Origin of the sequence: Streptomyces noursei ATCC 11455 (assembly GCF_001704275.1) — a bacterium.
Classification (GTDB): Bacteria; Actinomycetota; Actinomycetes; order Streptomycetales; family Streptomycetaceae; genus Streptomyces; species Streptomyces noursei.
Genome location: NZ_CP011533.1, coordinates 8,344,945 through 8,364,155, shown reverse-complemented (window position 1 = coordinate 8,364,155; position 19,211 = coordinate 8,344,945). Strand labels below are relative to the sequence as shown.

Genomic DNA, 19,211 nt, shown 5'->3' with positions numbered 1-19,211 from the left:
CTCTCCCGCATTCGGACGGGGCGCCCTGACCTACTCAGGCGCCCCGTTTTCGTGCGCCCGTACGGCATGGCTCCGAGCCGCTGAGCAGCTGCTCGGCCGAGCAGCCGGTACGACGCACTCGCTCCTCCCCCTTAACCCTCGCCCTGTGAATGGATCATGTCCGTCTACGACCTCTCCTCCCGTACCGTCCTGGTGACCGGCGCCACCTCCGGCATCGGCTTCGAAACCGCCCGCCAGCTCGCCGAACGCGGCGCCACCGTCCTCGTGCACGGCCGCACCGCCGAGGAGGCCCAGGCCGCCACCGACCGGCTCGTCGCCACCGCGGGCATCGACGCCTCCCAACTGTGCGCGTTCTCCGCGGACTTCACGCGCCTGGAGGAGGTCGAGGCGATGGCACGGCGCGTCCTCGCCGAACACCCCCGCCTGACCGTCCTGGTCAACAACGCCGCCACCGCCGCGCCCGAACGCCACACCCTCACCGCCGACGGCAACGAACTCGCCCTCCAGGTCAACTTCCTCGCCCACTACCTGCTGACCTACCTCCTGGAGCCGGCACTCACCGCAGAACCCGGCGGACGCGTCGTCAACGTCTCCTCCTCGCTGCACCGCACCGCCTCCATCCAGTGGAACGACCCCCAGCGCGCCCGCCGCTACTCCCGGCTCGCCGCCTACGCCCAGTCACAGCTGGCACTCACCATCTTCGCCGCCGACCCCCGCGTCACCGCGGTCTCCGTCCACCCGGGCATCTGCGAGACGGACCTGCTCCCCCTCTACGACATCCAGGGCGACACCGCCGCCCAGGGCGCGACCCACGTGGTCCGACTGTGCGACCCGTCCATCGACGTCGTCAACGGCGCCTACTACGACCGCGACCAGCGCGTCGACCCGGCACCCGCCGCCACCGAGGACCGCACCGTCAAGCGCCTCACCAAACTCGCCGACCAACTCGTCGGCCAGCACGCCTGAAACACACCGGCGACCGAGGCGTCACGAGGCGCCCTCCCTCCCCTCCATCCGAAAGGCCCGTACGTCCCATGTCCAAGCGCGCCCGCAAGAAGAAGGCCCGCCGCAAGAAGAAGGCCAACCACGGCGGCAAAGCCAACCAGGGCTGAACCACCGGGCGGGGCGGCACCCAGTCGCCCCGCCCGGTGGCCCGGCCGGCGTCATGGCGCCGTCAGGGTCTCCCGCGCCCGCGTAAAGGAATCGCCAACGAGACACGACCGCTCCATCGGCGACGCTTCGATGAACGGGACACAGACACGCGGGACGCAGTCGCGGCGCGGAAGCACGGCTCGGATCACGCGAGGACGGCACAGACAAGGAGCGTGGCCCATGGCCGGTCCCCTCGGCCCGCGCGTCGTGGCCGGCGTGAGCGGTTCGCTGGGGAGCCTGACGGCTCTGCACCGGGCCGCCGCCGAAGCCCGCCTGCGCGGCGCCGAACTGTGGGCCGTGCTGGCCTGGGAGCCGCCCGGCGGCGACCTCCCCACCCGCGGCGGCTCCCACCCTCCGTCGCTGGTCGCCAAGTGGCACCGCATGGCGAACGAGCAGCTCATGGAGGCGCTGGGCACCGCCTTCGGCAGTGAGGGGCCCGGAGTCCCGCTCCAGCCCATGATCGGGCGCGGCAAGCCGGGCACGGTGCTGCTGACGGCTGCCGACCGCAACGACGATCTCCTGGTGATCGGCGCCGGAGCGCGCGGCAGGCTGCGCCGCGCGGTGCGGCCGTCCGTCGCCAGGTACTGCGTGGCACGCGCCCGCTGCACGGTGCTGGCCGTTCCCCCTTCTCCCCTGCACCACGCCCTCACCGCCGCACACCGCCGCAACGTGTGGAAACTCCCGCTCACCACCCGCGGGTTGACCGACTGAAGCGTGCCGCGCCCCTGTGATGACGCCGAGCGTCTCCAATACGTGGGTGACGTCTCCGGTGCTGGGGTGACTGTGCAGGACGGACCACCACCAGGCATGCCACACGTTCTCCAGCGCCGCGCGCTCCGTCGCGGTCCAGTTGCGCCACCCGGCGGCGATGAACCAGGAGGCGACCATGTCGTGGTTGAGCTTGTCGGCAACGAGGAAACGGACGGTCCGGGGAGCCAACTTGCGGTACAGGCCGGGGAAATCGTCCCAGTGGCCGGGTACCTCGTGCGCGACGTGGTGGAGGCGACCCGGGCAGCGCCGCCATCCGGCTCCGCGCATGACTGCCGACGGAACCGGGCTGCGCCTCACGACGCAGCCCGGCACATCGCTCGCGTCAGTCCTCGCGGCTGGTGACCTCAAGGAGGTGGAACCCGAACTGGGTCTTCACCGGGCCCTGGATCGTGCCGACCGGAGCAGAGAAGACGACCGTGTCGAATTCCTTGACCATCTGACCCGGCCCGAACGACCCGAGGTCACCACCCTGACGCCCGGAGGGGCACGTGGAGTGCTGCTGAGCAAGCCCGGCGAAGTCTGCACCGGCCTCGATCTGCGCCTTCAGCTTCGACGCCTCGTCTTCACTGGCGACCAAGATGTGACGTGCGGTTGCCCTAGCCATTTCTTACACCTTTCAAGTACACGGCAATGCCACCAAGGGTTACACGCCCAGGGACCTTCCGGGTGGCAGCGATCACGGCTCCCGACCCGCCACAGGTCCCTTCGGCCTCCCCTGAGCGGCCTTCGTGAGTCAGGCATGCACCATCTCACAGACGGTCATCCCATGGCCCATCGGACAGGCCCTTTCGCTGCTCTCGGTGCCGGTCCACCGGCACGACACCTCGGCCGCACCGCATGATCCGCCGGGCCGAACCCGGCGGTCCGCCGGATCCACGAGTCGGGAAAGTCGGCGAATTCGGAAAATTAGGAGAATGGGTTGAATTAGGAGAATCGAGGCAGTTCGGTCTCCCGCGCGTGTCCGGCGGGTTCGTCCCGCAGGCGATCAGGGGTTCCGGAAGCTCGGCGCCGGCGTACCGATCGTCCTGGAGAACGGACCGCCGCGGCCGAGCAGCCGCCCATGACGAAGACTCCACATGCGTCGACGCCCCGGCCTCCGCGGGCGACTCCCTTCCTCTATGGCGGTCAAGTGCCCTGTCATGCAGGCGAGTTGTGGCTGCCGCAGGCGGACACGAGTGACCGCGGCGGTCCGGGTGGGGCCCTTGGAGTTCGGCCGGGGCGCACGCGAGTCGCTGTCGCACACGTCGGCTCCGTAAAGTGGGGGACATGTCGGCGGAGTCCCCCCTCATACAAAGCATGCGTTCGGCCGTTGCCGCGACGCCCGATGACGTACCACTGCGGCTCCACTTGGCCGAGCTGCTGCTGACCGCGGGGTGCGACGACGCCGCGGTCGGCGAGGCCGCCGTGGCATTGCAGCAGGCGCCCGGGGATGCCCAGGCACGCGAGGTGATGCTCCGGGCCCTGACCGGTGCTGCCGCGTCCCCGCCCCGCGAGGCCGTGCCACCCGCGTCATCGCAGGCCGCACCGCCCGCCCAACCTCCCACCACCACATCGCCGGCCGCCGGCCCCGCCCCGACCCCGGGATTCGACTGGAAGGCCGCCCAGGACCAGGTCGGCGACATCGTCCCGCCACGGTTCGTCGAGGCGCCGCTCGCCGTCGACGGCAGTGGCGACCCCGGGGACGCCGCCGCCTGGGACGTGGAACGGCCAGGCACCGTCCGGCTCGCCGACGTGGGCGGCATGCAGCAGGTCAAGGAGCGGCTCGAAGCCGCCTTCCTGGCGCCGCTGCGCAATCCGGAGCTGCGCCGCCTGTACGGCAAGAGCCTGCGCGGCGGGCTCCTGCTCTACGGGCCGCCCGGCTGCGGCAAGACCTTCATCGCACGGGCCGTCGCCGGTGAACTCGGGGCGAGTTTCCTGTCCGTGTCGGTCACCGACGTGCTCGACATGTGGATCGGCAACTCCGAGCGCAATATGCACGAGCTCTTCCAGACCGCGCGCCGCCAGGCACCGTGCGTGGTCTTCCTGGACGAGCTGGACGCGCTCGGCGGAAAGCGCAGCCGCACCCAGAGCGCCGGTATGCGCAACACCGTCAACCAGCTGCTCACGGAGCTGGACGGCGTCGAGGCGGACGCCAACGAGGGCGTGTTCGTGCTCGCCGCCACCAACGTGCCCTGGGACGTGGACGTCGCCCTGCGCCGGCCCGGTCGACTGGACCGGACCCTGCTGGTACTGCCGCCCGACGCGCCGGCCCGGGAGGCGATCCTCCGCTACCACCTGCGGGAGCGGCCCATCGAGAACGTCGACCTCGGCAAGCTGGTCAAGGCCACCGACGGCCTCTCCGGCGCCGACCTGGCCCATGTCTGCGAGGGCGCGGCCGAGCACGCGCTGTTGGACTCGGCCCGCACCGGCACCGTCCGCATGATCGGGATGCCGGACCTGCTGGCCGCGGCGGGGCAGGTCGCGCCCTCGACGGAGCCGTGGTTCGCGGCCGCCCGCAACGTGGCGATGTACGCGAACGACGGCGGCATGTACGACGACCTGGTGGCCTACCTGAAGAAGAAGCGCAAACTGTGACCACACTGCACCCGACCGTCGAACGGGCCCAGGCCCTGATCGACTTCGAACGCCACGACCAGGCACGGGACCTGCTGGCACGGCACCTCGCCGAGGTCCCCGACGACCTCAGCGCCTGGATAAAGATCGGCTACTGCCACCTCAACACCGGCCAAGCGGAACAGGCCCGGGACGCGGCGAGCCAGGCGCTCAAGCTGGCGCCCGCGGACTACGGGGCGTTCATCCTGCGCGCCCAGGCACTGACCCGCGGGGCCGGCTCGTCATGGCGCGAGGCCGAGCCCGTCCTGCGGGAAGCGGTCCGCGCCGACCCCGGCCACTGGTTCGGCTACGCCATGCTCGCCGACGCCGTGTGCCGCATGTCGCTGATCCGCTACGCCCAGGCCAACAACCTCAAGGAACTCCCCCGCGACGGACTCGACGCCGTGCTGTGCGAGGCGGCCAACCTGGCCGCGAAGGCGCTGCAGCTGGGCCCCGAGGAGGTCTACGCCCACGAAGTCGCCATCCAGATCGCCAGCTTCGCCCTCGACACCGAGGCCGTCGACCGGTTCGACCGCGCTCTCCTCCGGATCGACCCCACGCACGCCGAGGCCCTGGCCCGGCAGACCCGGAAGGCCGCCCGGGCACCGGGCGTCAAGGCCGCCGAGGCCGCCGACCTCTACGCCTCCGGGCTCGCCGCCGCACCGGACTCCACCGACCTGCGACGCGGCCTCGACGAGGCCACCTACCGCATGCTGCGCGGAGTGCGGTGGCTGGCCCTGCTCTGCGTCGGCCTCGCCGGAGCGATGCTGGACCTGTTCGCCGTCGAGGGCAAGGTGCAGCGGGAGCTGCCGCTGCCGCTCGGCCAGCGTCTGTGGTACCTCGTCCCGATGACCGTCATCTGGCTCGTCGGCGCCCTGCTGCGCTACCGGCGACGACGCGCCGGCGTCCGACTCAACGTCCAGTCCCTGATCCGCCGCCACCGGTGGTCCCGCATCGTGCTGGGCCAGGCAGCCTGGGCGATGCTGTGCGCGCTGATCATCTCCCAAGTCCCCTGGACCGCACGGACATTGCCCCAGGTGCTGTTCTGGGCCGGGCTGGCACCGACCTTCGCCACCCTCTGGTTCGACCGGCCGAGGACCCGCTGACCGACGCCCCGCGCCCGCCCAGGCGACGTCTCCCTCACCGAGCGGCAGCCGCCTCCCCCGGGCGGCGGAGGCGGATCGTTCGGGTGGTCGATGCCGTGCCGTCGCGGTCGGTGCGACGTTCGAGGCATGAGTGACGACAGGCAACAACCAGGGACCCTCGGGCGCGCGTGGTGGCAGGGCCGGCCGCGTCGGGTGGGGTTGGTGACGGTGCTCTGGGGGACGGCGTACGCCGCCTTCGGAGTCGTCTGCGCAGTGATCGGGACACCGCTGTTTCATGGCGTCGGCGCCCCCGCCCCCGCCGGCCTCGACTACGCCGTCGTGGTGGTCGGCGCACTGGCGGCCCTGGTCTCCGCGGGGGCGGTGCGGTACGGCGTGCGGACGAGGGTGCGGGCACTGCTCTGGACGGTCTGCGGGCTCTCCGGGATCGCCGCGTTCGGCCTGCTGATGGACGTGATCACGCTGATGTTCGGCCAGGGCGTGGACAGTTGGGCGGCCGCCGCCAACCATGCCCTGGCCGCCGTCGGTGTGTGCCTGCTCGTCGCCACCGGCCGCTCCGGCCACCGCCCGCCCACCGGGGCCCGTGCACCGGCACCGTCCTGTGCTCCCGCCGGGGTCCAACTCGCCGCCTGTGCCGGCACGACTGCCTTCCTGCCGTACTGCGCGATGAAGTCGTCCTGGGCGTTCGGAGGGACCTTCGCGGGGACGCGCATCGAGGAGATTCTCGCGACCTCCCGGCGCAACGGGGCCTCGGAGATGTGGCTCACCCTGGAGTCCTGGGGCCTGGACGCCACCGTGCTGCTGGCCGCGCTCGGCACCTTCCTGCTCTGGGGCCTGGTGCGTCCCTGGGGCCAGGTCTTCCCCCGCTGGACGCTGTTTCTGCACGGTCGGCGCGTTCCGCGCTGGCTCCCGCTCGCCCCGGCCCTGATCGGCGCCGCCACCCTCGCCCCGTACGGGGTGCTGGGCACCGGCTACTGCGCCCTGGTCTCGACCGGCGTGCTGGCGATCCGACCGGGCGACTTCCACTCCTCGCAGTCCGCACTGCTGGTCAGTTGGATCGGCATGATCGCGTTCGCCGGGTATGGAGTCACCCTGGCAGTGGCCGCCCGCTCGTACTGGCTCCGGACCCGCCCGACCGGTCAGGTGCGTACCGGCGACGGGCAGGCCAGCGGTGTCCGGCAGATCCGATGACTTCGGCTCAGCCTCGGTTGCGGCCGCCGCCGAGTCCTTGCGATCGGCGGCGTGTGCGTGGGGTGCGGTGGCTCACGGGTGGTACTTCTCCGCGACCGTCTCGGCGGCGCCGGACTTGCGGTCCATGGTGACGCGGACGGTCACGCTGTCGGTCTTCGCCGCCTTCTCCAGTTGCTCCACGGTGCACTTCGAGGTGCCGTAGCCGTCCGTACCGATGGTCACGCTGCCGCCGTCGACGGAGCAGATCGCGGCCGCGCCGAGAATCCGCGTGGCGTTGGCGACGAAGAACGCCTGCTCCATGCCGCCGCCCTGGGGCTTGACGGTGAGCTTGCCTGGCGCGAGGTACCCCAGCGTGCCGACGAGGGTGCGGTGGTTACCCGCGTGGGCGACACCGCCCCCGCCGGAGGCGGACTGGTTGCCAGTGGCGCCGCCGTTACCGGCGTGCGCGCCGGTCCCCGACGTCCGGCCGGTGGACGGCGTCGCGGCGGACCGGCCGCCGTTGTGGCCCTGCGCGCCGGTGTTGTCCGAGGAGGAGCCGCTCGTGGGCTGTGTCGGGGCCGCGGTGCCGGCAGCGCCCGGCGTCCCGGATCCCTGCCCACAGGCCGTGACCCCCAGGCCCAGCGCCGCGGCGGCGACGATCGTGACGGCTATGCGGCGGCCGGTGCGGCCGCGGAAGCGGTTGGCGGGGGTGGCGGTGTTCATCGGGTCTCCCGTTGCTGTTTTCGCTCGTCTCGCTCTCGGACGGCACTCAGCCTCGACGACCGGGATGGCGTTCCACTAACGGATGGCTAATACGGCGCAGGCGCATCGGTACCCCGCAACACACTCGCCGTCGAACACCGCACCACGCGTGCCGTCGAGGACATTGCCGTGCCCGGCGCCGGGCCCTTCACGCAAGACCGGAATGTCTAATTCAAGCCAGATGTCAGACGACAGGGGAGATTCAGACATAAGGTCTGCATCGCGTACCGAGTGTGCGCCCATCGTCCCGTCTATAACGTTTCGTAAGGATGCGCCCTCTGTGATACGCACCAGAGCCCGCCACCGTGCTTCCCTGTCCGCCGCAGCGGTTGTGACCGCGGCACTGCTCGCCCTCACCGGCTGCCAACCCAGCGCCGGCGGCGGGGACAAGGGGAATCCGTCGCCCTCCGCTTCGGTCTCGGCGTCGGCCTCGCATTCGCCTTCCCCGTCCCCCAGCCCGTCGAGCGCCTCCCCCTCGCCGTCCGCCACGACCGCGTCGCCGACGCCCGCGGCCCCGACGGAGAATCCCGGGACCCGGACGGGTTCGGATTCCGGTTCCGGCTCCTCGTCCGGTTCGGGATCGGCTTCCTCGGGTGGATCGTCCTCCGGCAGCACTTCCGGCTCCTCGGACACCGCCGATGTCATCCTCTCCCCCTCCGGGCGGCACTATCAGCGCGGTCAGTTCTGCAAGAAGGCCCATCTCGGTCTGACCACGCGCGACGCGCACGGCAATCAGCTGTTCTGCGCCATGCAGAGCGGACGACCTCACTGGCAGTGAGCCCCCTCCCGCACCGCCACGGTGCGGTCGCGCTCGTCGATCGCCGTGCGGCCGGGGAAGGGGGAGGTCGGCAGCCGGTGGCAGGCCCGGGAGGACGGCACATGCGTCGCCCGGGCCCGCGCCGCGCCCGTGTCGTTCGTCCGGTGTCGCGCGCGGAGACCGGGCCCTGTCAGGCCGTGCGGACCGTCTCGGCGAGCCCGGCCACGCGGGCCAGGGTCGGCTGCGCGAGGAAGTCGGGCGCCCGGCGGGTGAACGCCTCGGCTCCCGCGGCCCCGACGATCTCGCCGGCGACCTCCGCGACCATGGCGATCATCGCCAGCGAATCCCCGCCCAGTTGGTGGAAGTCGCTGGCCGGGCCCAACCCGTCCACATCGGTGTCCAGCACCCGCGCCCAGATCTTCGCGACGGCCGCCTCGGGGGCGCTCAACGGCGTCGCGTCACCGGGCGCCGCCGCGTCGGCGAACGGGTCCGGCAGCGCCGACGCCGCGACCTTGCCGTTCACGGTCCGCGGGATCTCCTCGACCGCCAGCATGGCGGCGGGCACCATGTACGACGGCAGGTGTTCGAGGAGGTGGTCCGTCAGCTCCGCCATCTCGACCGGGGGGACGTCGGGCCGCGGCACGACGTAGCCGCACAGCGCCCGGTCCGTCCGGCCGGGCGGGGTGCGCGGGACGACGACCGCGGCGGCGACCGCCGGGTGCGTCTCCAGTGTGAAGGCGATCTCCGACGGTTCGATGCGGTGGCCGCGCACCTTGACCTGGTCGTCGACGCGCCCGCAGCACTCCACCTCGCCCGACGGCAGTCGGCGCGCCAGGTCTCCGGTGCGGTAGGCGCGGGTGCCGTCGGCCAGGCGCACGAACCGCTGCCGGGTCAGGTCCGGGCGTCCGCGGTAGCCGCGGGCGAGTTGCACACCGCCGATGTAGAGCTCGCCCGTCTCGCCCGGGGCGACGAAACGGCGCTCCGCGTCGAGCAGGAACAGCGAGACCCCGTCCTGCGGCAGCCCGATCGGCACGTTCGCGCCGGTGTCCCGCTCGGCGTCGAAGACGTGGTGGCTGACCCCGATGGTCGCCTCGGCCGGCCCGTAGAGGTTGATGATGCGGCATTCCGGGCCGAACATCTCGCGGGCCCGTAGCGCGAGGGCCCGGGTGAACTGCTCGCCGATCACCATCAGCGTGCCGACCGCGCCGGGGCGCAGCCCCAACCGGGTCATCAGGTCGAGGTGCGACGGCGTCAGCGCGAGGGCGGTCGCACCGTCGTCGATCACCTCCTGCAACGACAGGTGGTCCAGCTCGTCGCGCATGAGCAGCAGCGTCCCGCCGACCAGGAACGGCAGGACCAGGGAGATCTGCGCGACGTCGAAGGAGAGCGAACACAGCAGGGGGAGCCGGGTGTGCGGACCGATGCCGTGCTCGCGCACCGCCCAGTCCGCGTAGTTGCTCAGGCTGCGGTGCTCGATGTCGACGCCCTTGGGGTGGCCGGTCGAGCCGGAGGTGTACACCACGTACGCCAGGTCCGACGGCGCGGGGGACGTCGGCGGCGCGGCGGGGTCGGCCGCGTACGACAGCTCGTCCAGCACCAGCGGTTCGCAGCCGTCGGGCAGGAAGTCCCTCTGGCCGTACGGGTGTTGGGTCAGGCACAGCGGTGCCCGCGCGTCCTGGAGCAGGGCGCGCAGGCGCCCGTCCGGGTGCTTGGTGTCCATCGGGAGGTACGCCGCGCCGGCCAGCAGTGCTCCCCAGGCGCCGGTGACCGCGGCCGCCGAGCGGTCCGCGCACAGTCCGACGACCGTGTCCCGGCCGATGCCGCGGGCCCGCAGCTCGGCGGCGATCACCCGTGCCCGGCGGTCGAGTTCGCGGTAGCTCATCTCGCCTTCGGGGCCGCTGATCGCCACGGCGTCGGGCTGGGACCGCACCTGGTCCCGGAACAGCTCGACCACCGTCCGGTCCCTGGACCCGGCGTCCCGGTCGGCCGGGACCGGCGGCGGCAGCAGCGTCGCCTGCGCGCGGTGGACCGCGGGCGACAGGCTCTCGCAGAGCGTGTCGAGCAGCCGCTCCGCGCGGGCCTCGGTCTCCTCGCCCGGCCACCAGGACAGGGTCAGCTCGGTACGGCCCTCGGACTCCACGACGTTCAGCCCCGGCGGGCTCGCCGGCTCGCGCGGGCAGAGCAGATAGAGCGCGCCCGGCTCGAAGTCGTCGGTGGCGAACGCGTCGAGGGAGGTCCGGCCGAGGCTGTTCACCCCGGCCACGGAGGAGAACCGGTCCGTCCGGCGCGCTTTGCGGTCCACCCCGCGCACTATCACGCGCAGCAGACCCAGTGGAACCTTCAGCACCTCCGGCCCCGGCGCGCGCACGGTCCCGCGGCGTTCGGACAGCACCGTCAGCAGCTGCTGCTGAGTGGCCTCCCACCCCTGGTCCGGGGTGACCTGGAGCGAGACGGTGACCGCGAAGTTGGACGTGGACCGCACCTCCGGGTGGAACGGCCGCAGGTCCACCGGGATGCTGACCGGCGCGGTCGACTGCCCCGTAAGTCGGGCCAGTTCGGTGGCCAGCCGCGCGGCCACCGCCGGGAAGGTGCCGTCCACCGAGCGCCGCCACCAGCGGTAGCCGCCGAACCGCGCGTCCGCCGGCACGCCGAGCAGCGACGGGAGGACGAACTCCTGGCCACCGGCGTCCGCCTGGGCGATCAGCGGGTCGTCCAGCTCGGCCACGGTCGTCACCGACAGCGCGCCCTCGGGCTGTTCGCCGCGCAGTGCCCGGAAGACGTCGAGTGCCCACATCCGCAGCCCGCGCGCGTCCATCACCGCGTGCGAGGCCCGGAAGGCGACGGCCGGGAACTCCCCGTCGAACAGCACGACTTCGCAGTACGCGCCGCGCACCGGCAGGGGGCGGCGCAGTTCCGCGACGTCGTTGAGGGTGCTGCGGTCCAGCACCGTGCCGGCCGCGAGCCGGACCGGTGGCGGCTGGCCGCTGTCCGACCAGCGGGAGCCGTGGCGGGCCAGCCGGGCGCCGGGGCAGTACTCCGCGGCCACCGCGACCGCCCGGCGGAGCTCCGCGTCCGCGATCCGGCCGGTGCCCTCGACGACGAGGTTGAGCACCGGCGACAGCCCGTGGGGGAACCCCAGGTACCAGTGCTCGAAGGGCACCACTGTTCTGGCAAAGCGATCATTGTCCGCCGTGGTGGCTGATTTCGACATCATCCCCGCATCGAACTGCTCCCGACACTATGCAAATCACTAGAGCGTTCGACACCATCCGACCCCAATTCTGGAGGAAGTGCAGCAAAACCGAACAGAGCGCGCGGCCGATGATGCGGAGATGCGGAGATGATGCGGATACGGCCCCGGCCTCGGCGGTGCGCTCCTTGACCGTGGGCGGTGCGGGCCACGCGGCGCGCCCCGATATCGCCCCCCTTGCGCCGATCGCTCCGGACGCGCAGCGCGTCCAGGCCCGGCGCGTCGCGGTCGACGGTCGGACCCGAATCGTCGTCGCCCCCCGTCGGAGCCGCGGCCGCCGAAGGGCCGGCGGGCGGCGGTGACGGCCCCGGGACCGCCCCCACCCTCGCGGCCGCAAAGCCGAAAGGGTTCACAAATGATCACCTTGGGCGTGTTGCGACCGATATGCCGCATACGGTGGTTGTGCGTGGCGGTCACGGTGCGCTGGCCGCCGGAAGGGATGGACGTGGACGGTAGTGACCGTGGCGAAGAGCCGCGCCGCCCCGAGCCCCACACGCCGGACGGCAACGCCGGCGACAGCCCGTCGGAGCGGGGCGGGCAGGCGGGGAAGGGCCGGCCCGATGCGGACGGGCAGGAGGGGAAGGACCGGCCCGATGCGGACCGACAGAAACAGAAGGGGAGCGGTCCGCCACCACGAGCCGGAGCGGTGAAGCGCCCCGCCGGTAGCCCCGCGGGCCGTCCCCCGGAGTCTGCGCAGGCGACTCCCGCGCAGCGGCCCGCCGGCGCTCCCGGTCGGCCGACCGCACGGTGGAGTTCTCCGCCACCGGGCCCCGCCCGTCCGGGTTTCTGGCGCAGCCCGCTGCGGGGGCCGTGGCTGACCTCGGTGTTCGGACTGGTCCTGCTCCTCGGCATCACCGTGCTGTTCGTCACCGGACTGCTGTCGTACGCCGCGTACAACCCGAACCTGGCACCGGGCAACGACCACACACCGGACAAGGGCTGGCTGGGCTTCTACCTCTTCCCCTGGCCGACCCGGCCCTACTGGCTCTACCGCCTCACCCAGGGAGTCCACGTCACCCTGGGCGTGGTGCTCATCCCCGTGCTGCTGGCGAAGCTCTGGTCGGTCATCCCGAAGCTGTTCGCCTGGCCACCGCTGCGGTCACCGCGCCACGCGTTGGAACGGCTCTCGCTGCTGCTGCTCGTGGGCGGCGTGCTGTTCGAGTTCGTCACGGGCGTGCTCAACATCCAGTTGCACTACATCTTCCCCGGGTCCTTCTACCCCCTGCACTTCTACGGTGCCTGGGTCTTCATCGGCGCCTTCGTCGTCCACGTCGTCTTCCGCATCCCCACCATGACAACGGCGTTGCGCAGCCGCCGCTGGCGCACCGAGCTGCGTACCCCCACCGCCCGTACCCGGCCCGAACCGCCGGACGACACCGGTCTGGTGACCCCCGACCCCGCACCGCCCACGATGTCCCGGCGCGGCGCGCTCGGCATGGTGGGCGCGGGGTCGCTGGTGCTCCTCGTCGTGACGGCGGGTCAGAGCATCGGCGGGGCCCTCCGCAGGACCGCGCTGCTGGCGCCGCACGGGCGGGAACCGGGCACGGGGCCCAACGGCTTCCAGATCAACAAGACCGCCGCGGCGGTCGGTATCCGCGCCCGCGACATCGGTCCCGACTGGCGCCTCGTCGTACGCGGTCCCGGCCAGGAACGGCGCTTCACCCGGGAGCAGGTACTGGCCCTGCCGCAACACATGGCCGCCCTGCCGATCGCCTGTGTGGAAGGCTGGTCCACCGACGACCAGATCTGGAGCGGCGTGCGGCTGCAGGACCTGGCGGCCCTGGTCGGACTGCGGGAGAGCCCACCCGGTGTCTTCGTCGAGTCCGCCCAGCGTTCCGGATCCTTCAACTCCGCCCATCTGCGCGACAACCAGGTCCGCGACCCCAGGGCACTGCTGGCGCTGCGGGTCAACGGTGCGGACCTCTCCGTCGACCACGGCTATCCGGCGCGGATCATCGTCCCCGCCAACCCCGGTGTGCACAACACCAAATGGGTCACCCGCCTCACCTTCGGAGCGCCACGGTGAGGGGCCGGGCAAAGGGTCCGGCAGAGGGCATCCGCGCGCACTACGGCGGCTCCCTCGCACACCTCGTCCTGGTCCTGTGCTCCTTCGCGCTGACCTGCTACGCCGGGCTCCGGCTGCTGCGCGGGGACACGCTCGGCATCGTCATCTGGTTCGTCGGTGCCGCGCTCCTGCACGATCTGGTCCTCCTCCCGCTCTACACCGTCACCGACCGCCTGGTACAACGCCTGTTCCGTGGCCACCGGGGCCGAAAGCCCCGGAGCCGGGACACCGCGGGCGGCACCCGCCCGGTGACCGGCCGCGTCAACTACATCCGGGTACCCGCCTTCGTGGCCCTTCTACTGCTCCTGGTCTGGTACCCGCTCGTCCTCGGCCGGGTCCCGGGCTTCACCGCCTACACCGGCCTGCCCGCCGACGTCTTCTGGGGGCGCTGGCTGCTGATCACCGCCGTTCTCTTCGCGGCCTCCGCCGCATGCCTGCTGGTCACCATGTGGCGGGCTCGCCCGCGCCGGGACCGAGTCGGCAGATGAATCGCCCCGAACGTGCCGGCCGCCACCGTGGAACGAGGACGGTTCCCGGACCGGAACCGCACACGCCGAAAGGCACCCCGTCCGATGAGCACCGACGAACAGGCGCCTGAGCCCGGCGCGGGCCCCCGCGCCCGGCACGAGGACCCCTATGCCCGCGCGCTCGCGAAGGGCCGCGGCCCCCTGTACATGCGCTGTACGGACGGGGGGATCCTGCTGTCCGAGGTGGACCGCTGGTGTTCCGCACCGGACCCCGCCGACCTCAGCGTCCTGCGGCGCTGCCAGGGGGCGGTCCTGGACATCGGCTGCGGTCCGGGGCGGTTGGTCAGCGCCCTCCGGGCACGCGGCCACGTCGTGCTCGGCATCGACATCAGCGACGCGGCCGTCGCGCGGACCGAGCACACCGGGGGCATCGCGCTGTGCCGGTCCGTCTTCGACAGGCTTCCGGGCGAAGGACTCTGGAACACCGCCCTGCTCATGGACGGCAACATCGGCATCGGCGGCGATCCGCGGGCACTGCTGGCGCGCATCGGTTCTCTGGTGGCGCCCGACGGAACCCTGCTGGTGGAAGCGGCTCGGCAGGACGTCGACGAGCGGCTGAACGTGCGGTTCGACGACGGCCGCGGCCACCTGGGCAGCCCGTTCCCCTGGGCCCGTGTCGGCCTCGCCGCGCTGCGCCGTGAGGCGGCGGTCACCGGCTGGCGGACCGGTGACCACTGGACGCTCGACGACCGCCACTTCCTCGCACTGCGGCACCGTCGAGGCGCCGGCTCCGACCGCGGCCCGGCACCGGCCGGCAGCTAGGACGGCGCACGACGGTCGTCCCTCGGCGGGCGGTCGTCACCAGCCGGTCAGCAGAAGGTGGTTGACCAGCAGCGCGAGGACGGCCTGCGCGGCCAGCCACCAGCCGTGCGTCCGGCGCGGCAGCAGCGCGCAGGCCGGCAGCAGCCAGAGGGCGAAGGGCAGCCAGATGCGTTCGGTCTCCGCCTTGCTCATGCCGGACACGTCGGCGAGGAGCATCACGCACAACGCCGCTCCGACCAGTACGGACAGCGCGCCACGCCCGCGCGGCGCCACGCGCCGCATCCCCCGCACGGCAGGGAACAGCCGACCGACCGCACGGCCCAGCCCCGCGACCGTCGCGAGACCCACCGTCACGACCTGGGCAGCCAGGTTGGCCCAGACGAAGTAGGCGTACGGGCGCACCTTCGCGGCGCCCTGGTAGTACCGCTCGACGAGGGTGGCGTACCCCTCGGGCCACCAGAACCCCAGGGCGGTGAAGGCCACCACCCACGGCACGGCTCCCGCCAGCACGTACGGCAGCGGACGGGCCGAGCGGGCCAGGAGCAGCACGGCGACACCCAGCACCGCCAGGACGGTCAGGCCGTAGGAGAGGTACCAGGTGAGCCCCAGCAGCAGCCCGGCGCCCAGGGCGGCCAGGCGGGGCGCCCTGGTGGTGCGGGTGGCCGCCAGTGCGAGCAGGGCGATGGCCCAGGCGGACACGCCGGCGAAGTAGCCGTCGGCACTGACGCCGATCCACACCGCCGCGGGGGCCAGTGCCAGGAACGGGGCTGCCAGCCGGGCCGGGCGCTCGCCGCACAGCGCCCGTACCGTCACCATGACCGCGACCGCGCCGGACGACCCGATGGTGATGCACCAGGCCGCCGCCCAGGCACCGCCGCCCAGTCCGATCCGGTCCAGGCCGACGAACGTCAGCAGCGCGCCGGGCGGGTGTCCCGCCACGTGCGCGGGCCAGTTGTGCGGCGAGTCGGCCAGGATGTGCTGGGTGAAGTCCCGCAGGAAGGCGGGCACGTCGTGCACGTCGGCGACCGACCGCAGGTACTCCATGCTGCTGGTGAGCCGTCCGGCGACCCCCCGCTGCCAGCCGTCCACGAGCGCCAACGACCATGTCCAGGCCATCGACGCGCCCCATACGGCCGGCACCAGCGCCCGCCACCGCAGACGCCGCGCGATCCGCGGGCCGTGGCCCACCACGAGTACGGCCACCACGAGCGCGGCCGGGGTCCCGGGGCCCACGTGCGGCAGCCACGACGCGTACACCGGGGGCCAGCCGAGTCGCAGGATCCCCTCGGTCCCGTAGACGGTCCGGTTGACGACGTTCCCGACGACCACCGCGAGGGCGAACAGGACCACCGCGGCCGCCACCGCCCACAGATCGCGGCGCCCCGCCCGTTTCCGCGCGGGCGTGGTCGCCGCGGCGCCGTGGGCGGCCGGACCGGCCGGCTCGCCGTCCCGGCCCGTGCATCCGCGGTCCTGGCGGACGGGGCGGGGGGTCACCGGCCGCCCGCCGGTCGCAGCCGGGCCAGGGTGGCGGCGAACCGGCCGCCGGGAGCGGCGTCCGCCACGCGTTCGGCGTCCTTAGCGGTGTCGACGTCGCGCAGCGGCGGCAGGTCCCGCACCCGCAGGCCGGCGGCGATCAGCCTGGCGCGCTGCGCGGCGCCGGTGTGGTCGGTGGACATGGGGACGCCGCGCAGCAGTCCGGGCTCGGGCGCGGCCAGGCCGAGCGCCCAGAATCCGCCGTCCTCGGCCGCCCCGAACCAGGCATCACAGTCGTCCCAGGCACCGATGTCCAGTGCGGGGGCGAGGAGTTGCGGCGTGACCTGGGGGGTGTCCATGCCGATGAGCAGCGTCGGTCCGGCGCTGTCCGCGAAGGCCGCGGCCAGCCGCTCGTCGAGGCCGCCGGTGCTCTGCGGCCGGATGTCGAAGCCGGGCGACAACCAGGTGCCCGGCCGGCCGTCGAGGACCACCACCCGCCGTCGGGCGGGCATCGCGCCGACGGCCCGGAGCGTGTCGCACAGCGCCGCCTCCGCCAACTGGGCGGCTTCGTCGGGGGTGTAGGGCGGGGTCAGGCGGGTCTTGACCCGTCCGGGCACCGGTTCCTTCGCGATGACCAGGATCGTCGTCGGCCCGGTCGGGCCGGTCAGCGGGCTCGGCCCGGTCGGAGCCGCCGGTGCGGTCGGGCGGGTCATCGCGTCACCGTCTCGGGTACCGGGGCCGTCAACCGCGGCTGGTTGAGGACGCTTCGCATGTCGCGGACCGCGTGCCAGGTGCCGCGCCAGGTGCCGGTGACCTTCGAGTGGCCGGTGCGCGGCCGGTAGGGCACGTCCCGCTCAGCGACCCGCCAGCCGGCGTCGGCGGCCCGGACGACCATCTGCAGCGGATAGCCGCTGCGGCGGTCCGTCAGGTCCAGGCCGAGCAGCGCGGCGCGGCGGGCGGCGCGCAGCGGACCGAGGTCGTGCAGCCGCAGCCCGGTACGCCGGCGCAGCATCTGCGCCAGGACGAGGTTCCCGGCCCGGGCGTGCGGCGGCCAGGCTCCGCGGCCCTGCGGCCGGCGGCGGCCCAGCACCAGATCGCTCTCCCCGTCCCGCACGGCGCGGACGAACGGTTCGAGCAGCGCCGGGTCGAGCGAGGCGTCGCAGTCGCAGAAGCAGACGATGTCCGCCTCGGCGGCGAGCAGTCCGGCATGGCAGGCGGCACCGAAGCCGCGACGCGGTTCGTGGACGACGGTGGCGCCGAGACCGCGGGCGATCTCGGCCGAGCCGTCGGTCGAGCCGTTGTCCACGACGATGGCCCGCCAACCGTCCGGGATGCGCGCCAGCACCCACGGCAGCGCGCCGGCCTCGTCCAGGCAGGGCAGCACGACGTCCACCGGGGCGGGGCGGTTCCTGCCGCGCCCGGGCTCCGCCGCGGGACGCGCGCCGGGGTCGATCGCGTCCGTCCCGCTCCCTTCCCGCGTCCCCTGCCGAGCGCCCTCCCGCATGCCTTCCCGCGCGAACTCCGCCATGCCTTCGGCGAATCCGGTCTCCGCGCGCCACCCCAGCTCGTCGGCGATCCGCCGGGACGAGGCGGTGATGTGCCGGACGTCGCCCAGCCGGTACTCCCCCGTCACCACCGGCTCCGGCCCGCCGTACGCCTCGGCCAGCGTGCGGGCCATCTCGCCGACGGTGTGCGGTTGTCCGCTGCCCGTGTTGTAGGCGGTCAGGGTGCCGGCCGCGCGGTCCGCGAGGGCCTCCAGCGCCACCGTGTTGGCCGCCGCGATGTCCCGGACGTGGACGAAGTCCCGCCGCTGGCTGCCGTCCTCGTAGACGGTGGGCGACTCGCCGCGGGCCAGCGCCGAGCGGAAGAACGAGGCCACCCCCGCGTACGGGGTGTCGCGCGGCATGCCCGGCCCGTAGACGTTGTGGTAGCGCAGCACGGTGGCCCGACCGCCGGTGGCGCGGGCCCAGGAGGCGGCGAGGTGCTCCTGGGCGAGCTTCGTCGCCGCGTACACATTGCGCGGGTCGACGGGCGCGTCCTCATGGACCAGGCCGGGCAGCAACGGGGCGTCGCAGCGCGGGCAGCCCGGCTCGAACCGCCCGGCCTCCAGCGCGTCGACCGCGCGCGGCCCCGGCCGCACCGTGCCGTGCGACGGGCAGCTGTAGCGGCCCTCCCCGTAGACCACCATCGATCCGGCGAGCACCAACTGGCGCACCTCCGCCGCGGCCATGGCCGCCAGCAGCACCGCCGTGCCCAGGTCGTTGGAGCCCACGTAGTCGGGCGCGTCCGCGAAGTCCTTGCCGAGGCCGACCATCGCCGCCTGGTGGCAGACCGCGTCGACGCCGACCAGGCCCGCCTCGACGGCCGCCCGATCGCGTACGTCGCCGACGATCCGGTGGACTCCGGGGCGGGGCGGTGGGGGCTCGGGATGGACCGAGGGCAGCAGCGCGTCGAACACGACGGGCTCATGGCCACGCGCGAGGAGCGCCTCGACGACCTGCGCCCCGATGAATCCGGCGCCACCGGTAACCAGTACTCGCATGCCGATCACGCTAGGCGCGCCACCTCGATCCGGCGCGCGCCACGACGAGCACGTCATGACTCCGTAAGATCCGGCCTCCGCCAGTCGGGTCGGTGCGACCTGCCGCTCGCCGACGCCGATCCGCCGCACGTGCGGCGGACGACTTCCCTTTCCCGGACCGACCGTTGGCCGGGTCGGGGGGCGGGGCTTCACCCGATGTGGTGATCGTCGACGCGGAAGGCGGCCTGCGCGGAATCGGGCCGCGTCGCATCCCGCGGGCGCCCGGCAGCAACGGAATCCGGGCGT

The 19,211-nt window shown here is 73.1% G+C and carries 15 protein-coding genes and 1 pseudogene; 8 read left to right on the top strand and 8 right to left on the bottom strand.

Going from position 1 to position 19,211, the window contains the following annotated elements; all coding sequences use genetic code 11:
• Positions 1–156 precede the first annotated feature (156 nt).
• Both SNOUR_RS35690 and SNOUR_RS35685 read left to right on the top strand, forming a co-directional pair.
• On the top strand, positions 157–966 hold the full coding sequence (locus SNOUR_RS35690) for an SDR family NAD(P)-dependent oxidoreductase (protein WP_067355429.1): 810 nt from the start codon (positions 157–159) through the stop codon (positions 964–966).
• 366 nt (positions 967–1,332) lie between these two features.
• Positions 1,333–1,863 carry a universal stress protein gene (locus SNOUR_RS35685; protein WP_067355427.1) on the top strand — a complete coding sequence of 177 codons (531 nt, stop codon included), beginning with the start codon at positions 1,333–1,335 and terminating at the stop codon, positions 1,861–1,863.
• 382 nt (positions 1,864–2,245) lie between these two features.
• Here SNOUR_RS35685 and SNOUR_RS35680 read toward each other — a convergent pair whose 3' ends face one another.
• Positions 2,246–2,527: a peptidylprolyl isomerase gene (locus SNOUR_RS35680; RefSeq protein ID WP_039638778.1), complete on the bottom strand. Its 282-nt coding sequence runs from the start codon at positions 2,525–2,527 to the stop codon at positions 2,246–2,248.
• Between the two features lie 662 nt (positions 2,528–3,189).
• Here SNOUR_RS35680 and SNOUR_RS35675 point away from each other — a divergent pair.
• From SNOUR_RS35675 to SNOUR_RS35665, 3 genes are all read left to right on the top strand, one after another.
• Positions 3,190–4,497 carry an ATP-binding protein gene (locus SNOUR_RS35675; protein WP_067355424.1) on the top strand — a complete coding sequence of 436 codons (1,308 nt, stop codon included), beginning with the start codon at positions 3,190–3,192 and terminating at the stop codon, positions 4,495–4,497.
• Positions 4,494–5,621, top strand: a complete 1,128-nt coding sequence (locus SNOUR_RS35670) for a tetratricopeptide repeat protein (RefSeq protein WP_067355422.1) — start codon at positions 4,494–4,496, stop codon at positions 5,619–5,621. The genes SNOUR_RS35675 and SNOUR_RS35670 overlap by 4 nt, the downstream gene beginning before the upstream one ends.
• Before the next feature lie 126 nt (positions 5,622–5,747).
• Positions 5,748–6,809: a hypothetical protein gene (locus SNOUR_RS35665; protein WP_312634725.1), complete on the top strand. Its 1,062-nt coding sequence runs from the start codon at positions 5,748–5,750 to the stop codon at positions 6,807–6,809.
• A 72-nt stretch (positions 6,810–6,881) separates the two neighbouring features.
• Here the strand turns inward: SNOUR_RS35665 and SNOUR_RS35660 are convergent, their stop codons facing one another.
• The 3 genes from SNOUR_RS35660 to SNOUR_RS35650 all read right to left on the bottom strand — a co-directional run bounded on the left by SNOUR_RS35660 (position 6,882) and on the right by SNOUR_RS35650 (position 11,521).
• A complete protein-coding gene (locus tag SNOUR_RS35660; protein WP_067355416.1) occupies positions 6,882–7,511 on the bottom strand; it encodes a hypothetical protein in 630 nt (209 codons plus the stop codon).
• A gap of 75 nt (positions 7,512–7,586) precedes the next feature.
• Positions 7,587–8,195, bottom strand: coding sequence for a hypothetical protein (locus SNOUR_RS46580; RefSeq protein ID WP_159425981.1), 609 nt, complete (start codon positions 8,193–8,195; stop codon positions 7,587–7,589).
• A 302-nt stretch (positions 8,196–8,497) separates the two neighbouring features.
• Positions 8,498–11,521 carry an amino acid adenylation domain-containing protein gene (locus SNOUR_RS35650; protein ID WP_312634722.1) on the bottom strand — a complete coding sequence of 1,008 codons (3,024 nt, stop codon included), beginning with the start codon at positions 11,519–11,521 and terminating at the stop codon, positions 8,498–8,500.
• Positions 11,522–12,356: 835 nt separating this feature from the next.
• Between SNOUR_RS35650 and SNOUR_RS35645 the strand changes: the two genes are divergently transcribed.
• From SNOUR_RS35645 to SNOUR_RS35635, 3 genes are all read left to right on the top strand, one after another.
• Positions 12,357–13,583, top strand: a complete 1,227-nt coding sequence (locus tag SNOUR_RS35645) for a molybdopterin-dependent oxidoreductase (RefSeq protein WP_167739114.1) — start codon at positions 12,357–12,359, stop codon at positions 13,581–13,583.
• On the top strand, positions 13,547–14,110 hold the full coding sequence (locus SNOUR_RS35640; RefSeq protein ID WP_376738561.1) for a hypothetical protein: 564 nt from the start codon (positions 13,547–13,549) through the stop codon (positions 14,108–14,110). Before SNOUR_RS35645 ends, SNOUR_RS35640 begins: the two co-directional genes overlap by 37 nt.
• An 84-nt stretch (positions 14,111–14,194) precedes the next feature.
• A complete protein-coding gene (locus SNOUR_RS35635; protein WP_067355408.1) occupies positions 14,195–14,911 on the top strand; it encodes a class I SAM-dependent methyltransferase in 717 nt (238 codons plus the stop codon).
• A 36-nt stretch (positions 14,912–14,947) separates the two neighbouring features.
• On the opposite strand, the gene SNOUR_RS35630 is transcribed toward SNOUR_RS35635, so the two are convergent.
• From SNOUR_RS35630 to SNOUR_RS48650, 4 genes and pseudogenes are all read right to left on the bottom strand, one after another.
• Positions 14,948–16,405, bottom strand: a complete 1,458-nt coding sequence (locus SNOUR_RS35630; protein ID WP_067355406.1) for a hypothetical protein — start codon at positions 16,403–16,405, stop codon at positions 14,948–14,950.
• Positions 16,402–17,097 (bottom strand): TIGR04282 family arsenosugar biosynthesis glycosyltransferase, encoded by a 696-nt coding sequence (locus SNOUR_RS35625; protein WP_067355403.1) that lies wholly within the window; start codon positions 17,095–17,097, stop codon positions 16,402–16,404. The genes SNOUR_RS35630 and SNOUR_RS35625 overlap by 4 nt, the downstream gene beginning before the upstream one ends.
• Positions 17,094–17,888, bottom strand: coding sequence for a glycosyltransferase family 2 protein (locus SNOUR_RS48655; protein ID WP_312636196.1), 795 nt, complete (start codon positions 17,886–17,888; stop codon positions 17,094–17,096). The genes SNOUR_RS35625 and SNOUR_RS48655 overlap by 4 nt, the downstream gene beginning before the upstream one ends.
• A pseudogene (locus SNOUR_RS48650) lies at positions 17,862–18,926 on the bottom strand (NAD-dependent epimerase/dehydratase family protein); the annotation flags it as partial. The gene SNOUR_RS48655 and the pseudogene SNOUR_RS48650, both read right to left, overlap by 27 nt.
• Positions 18,927–19,211 lie beyond the last annotated feature (285 nt).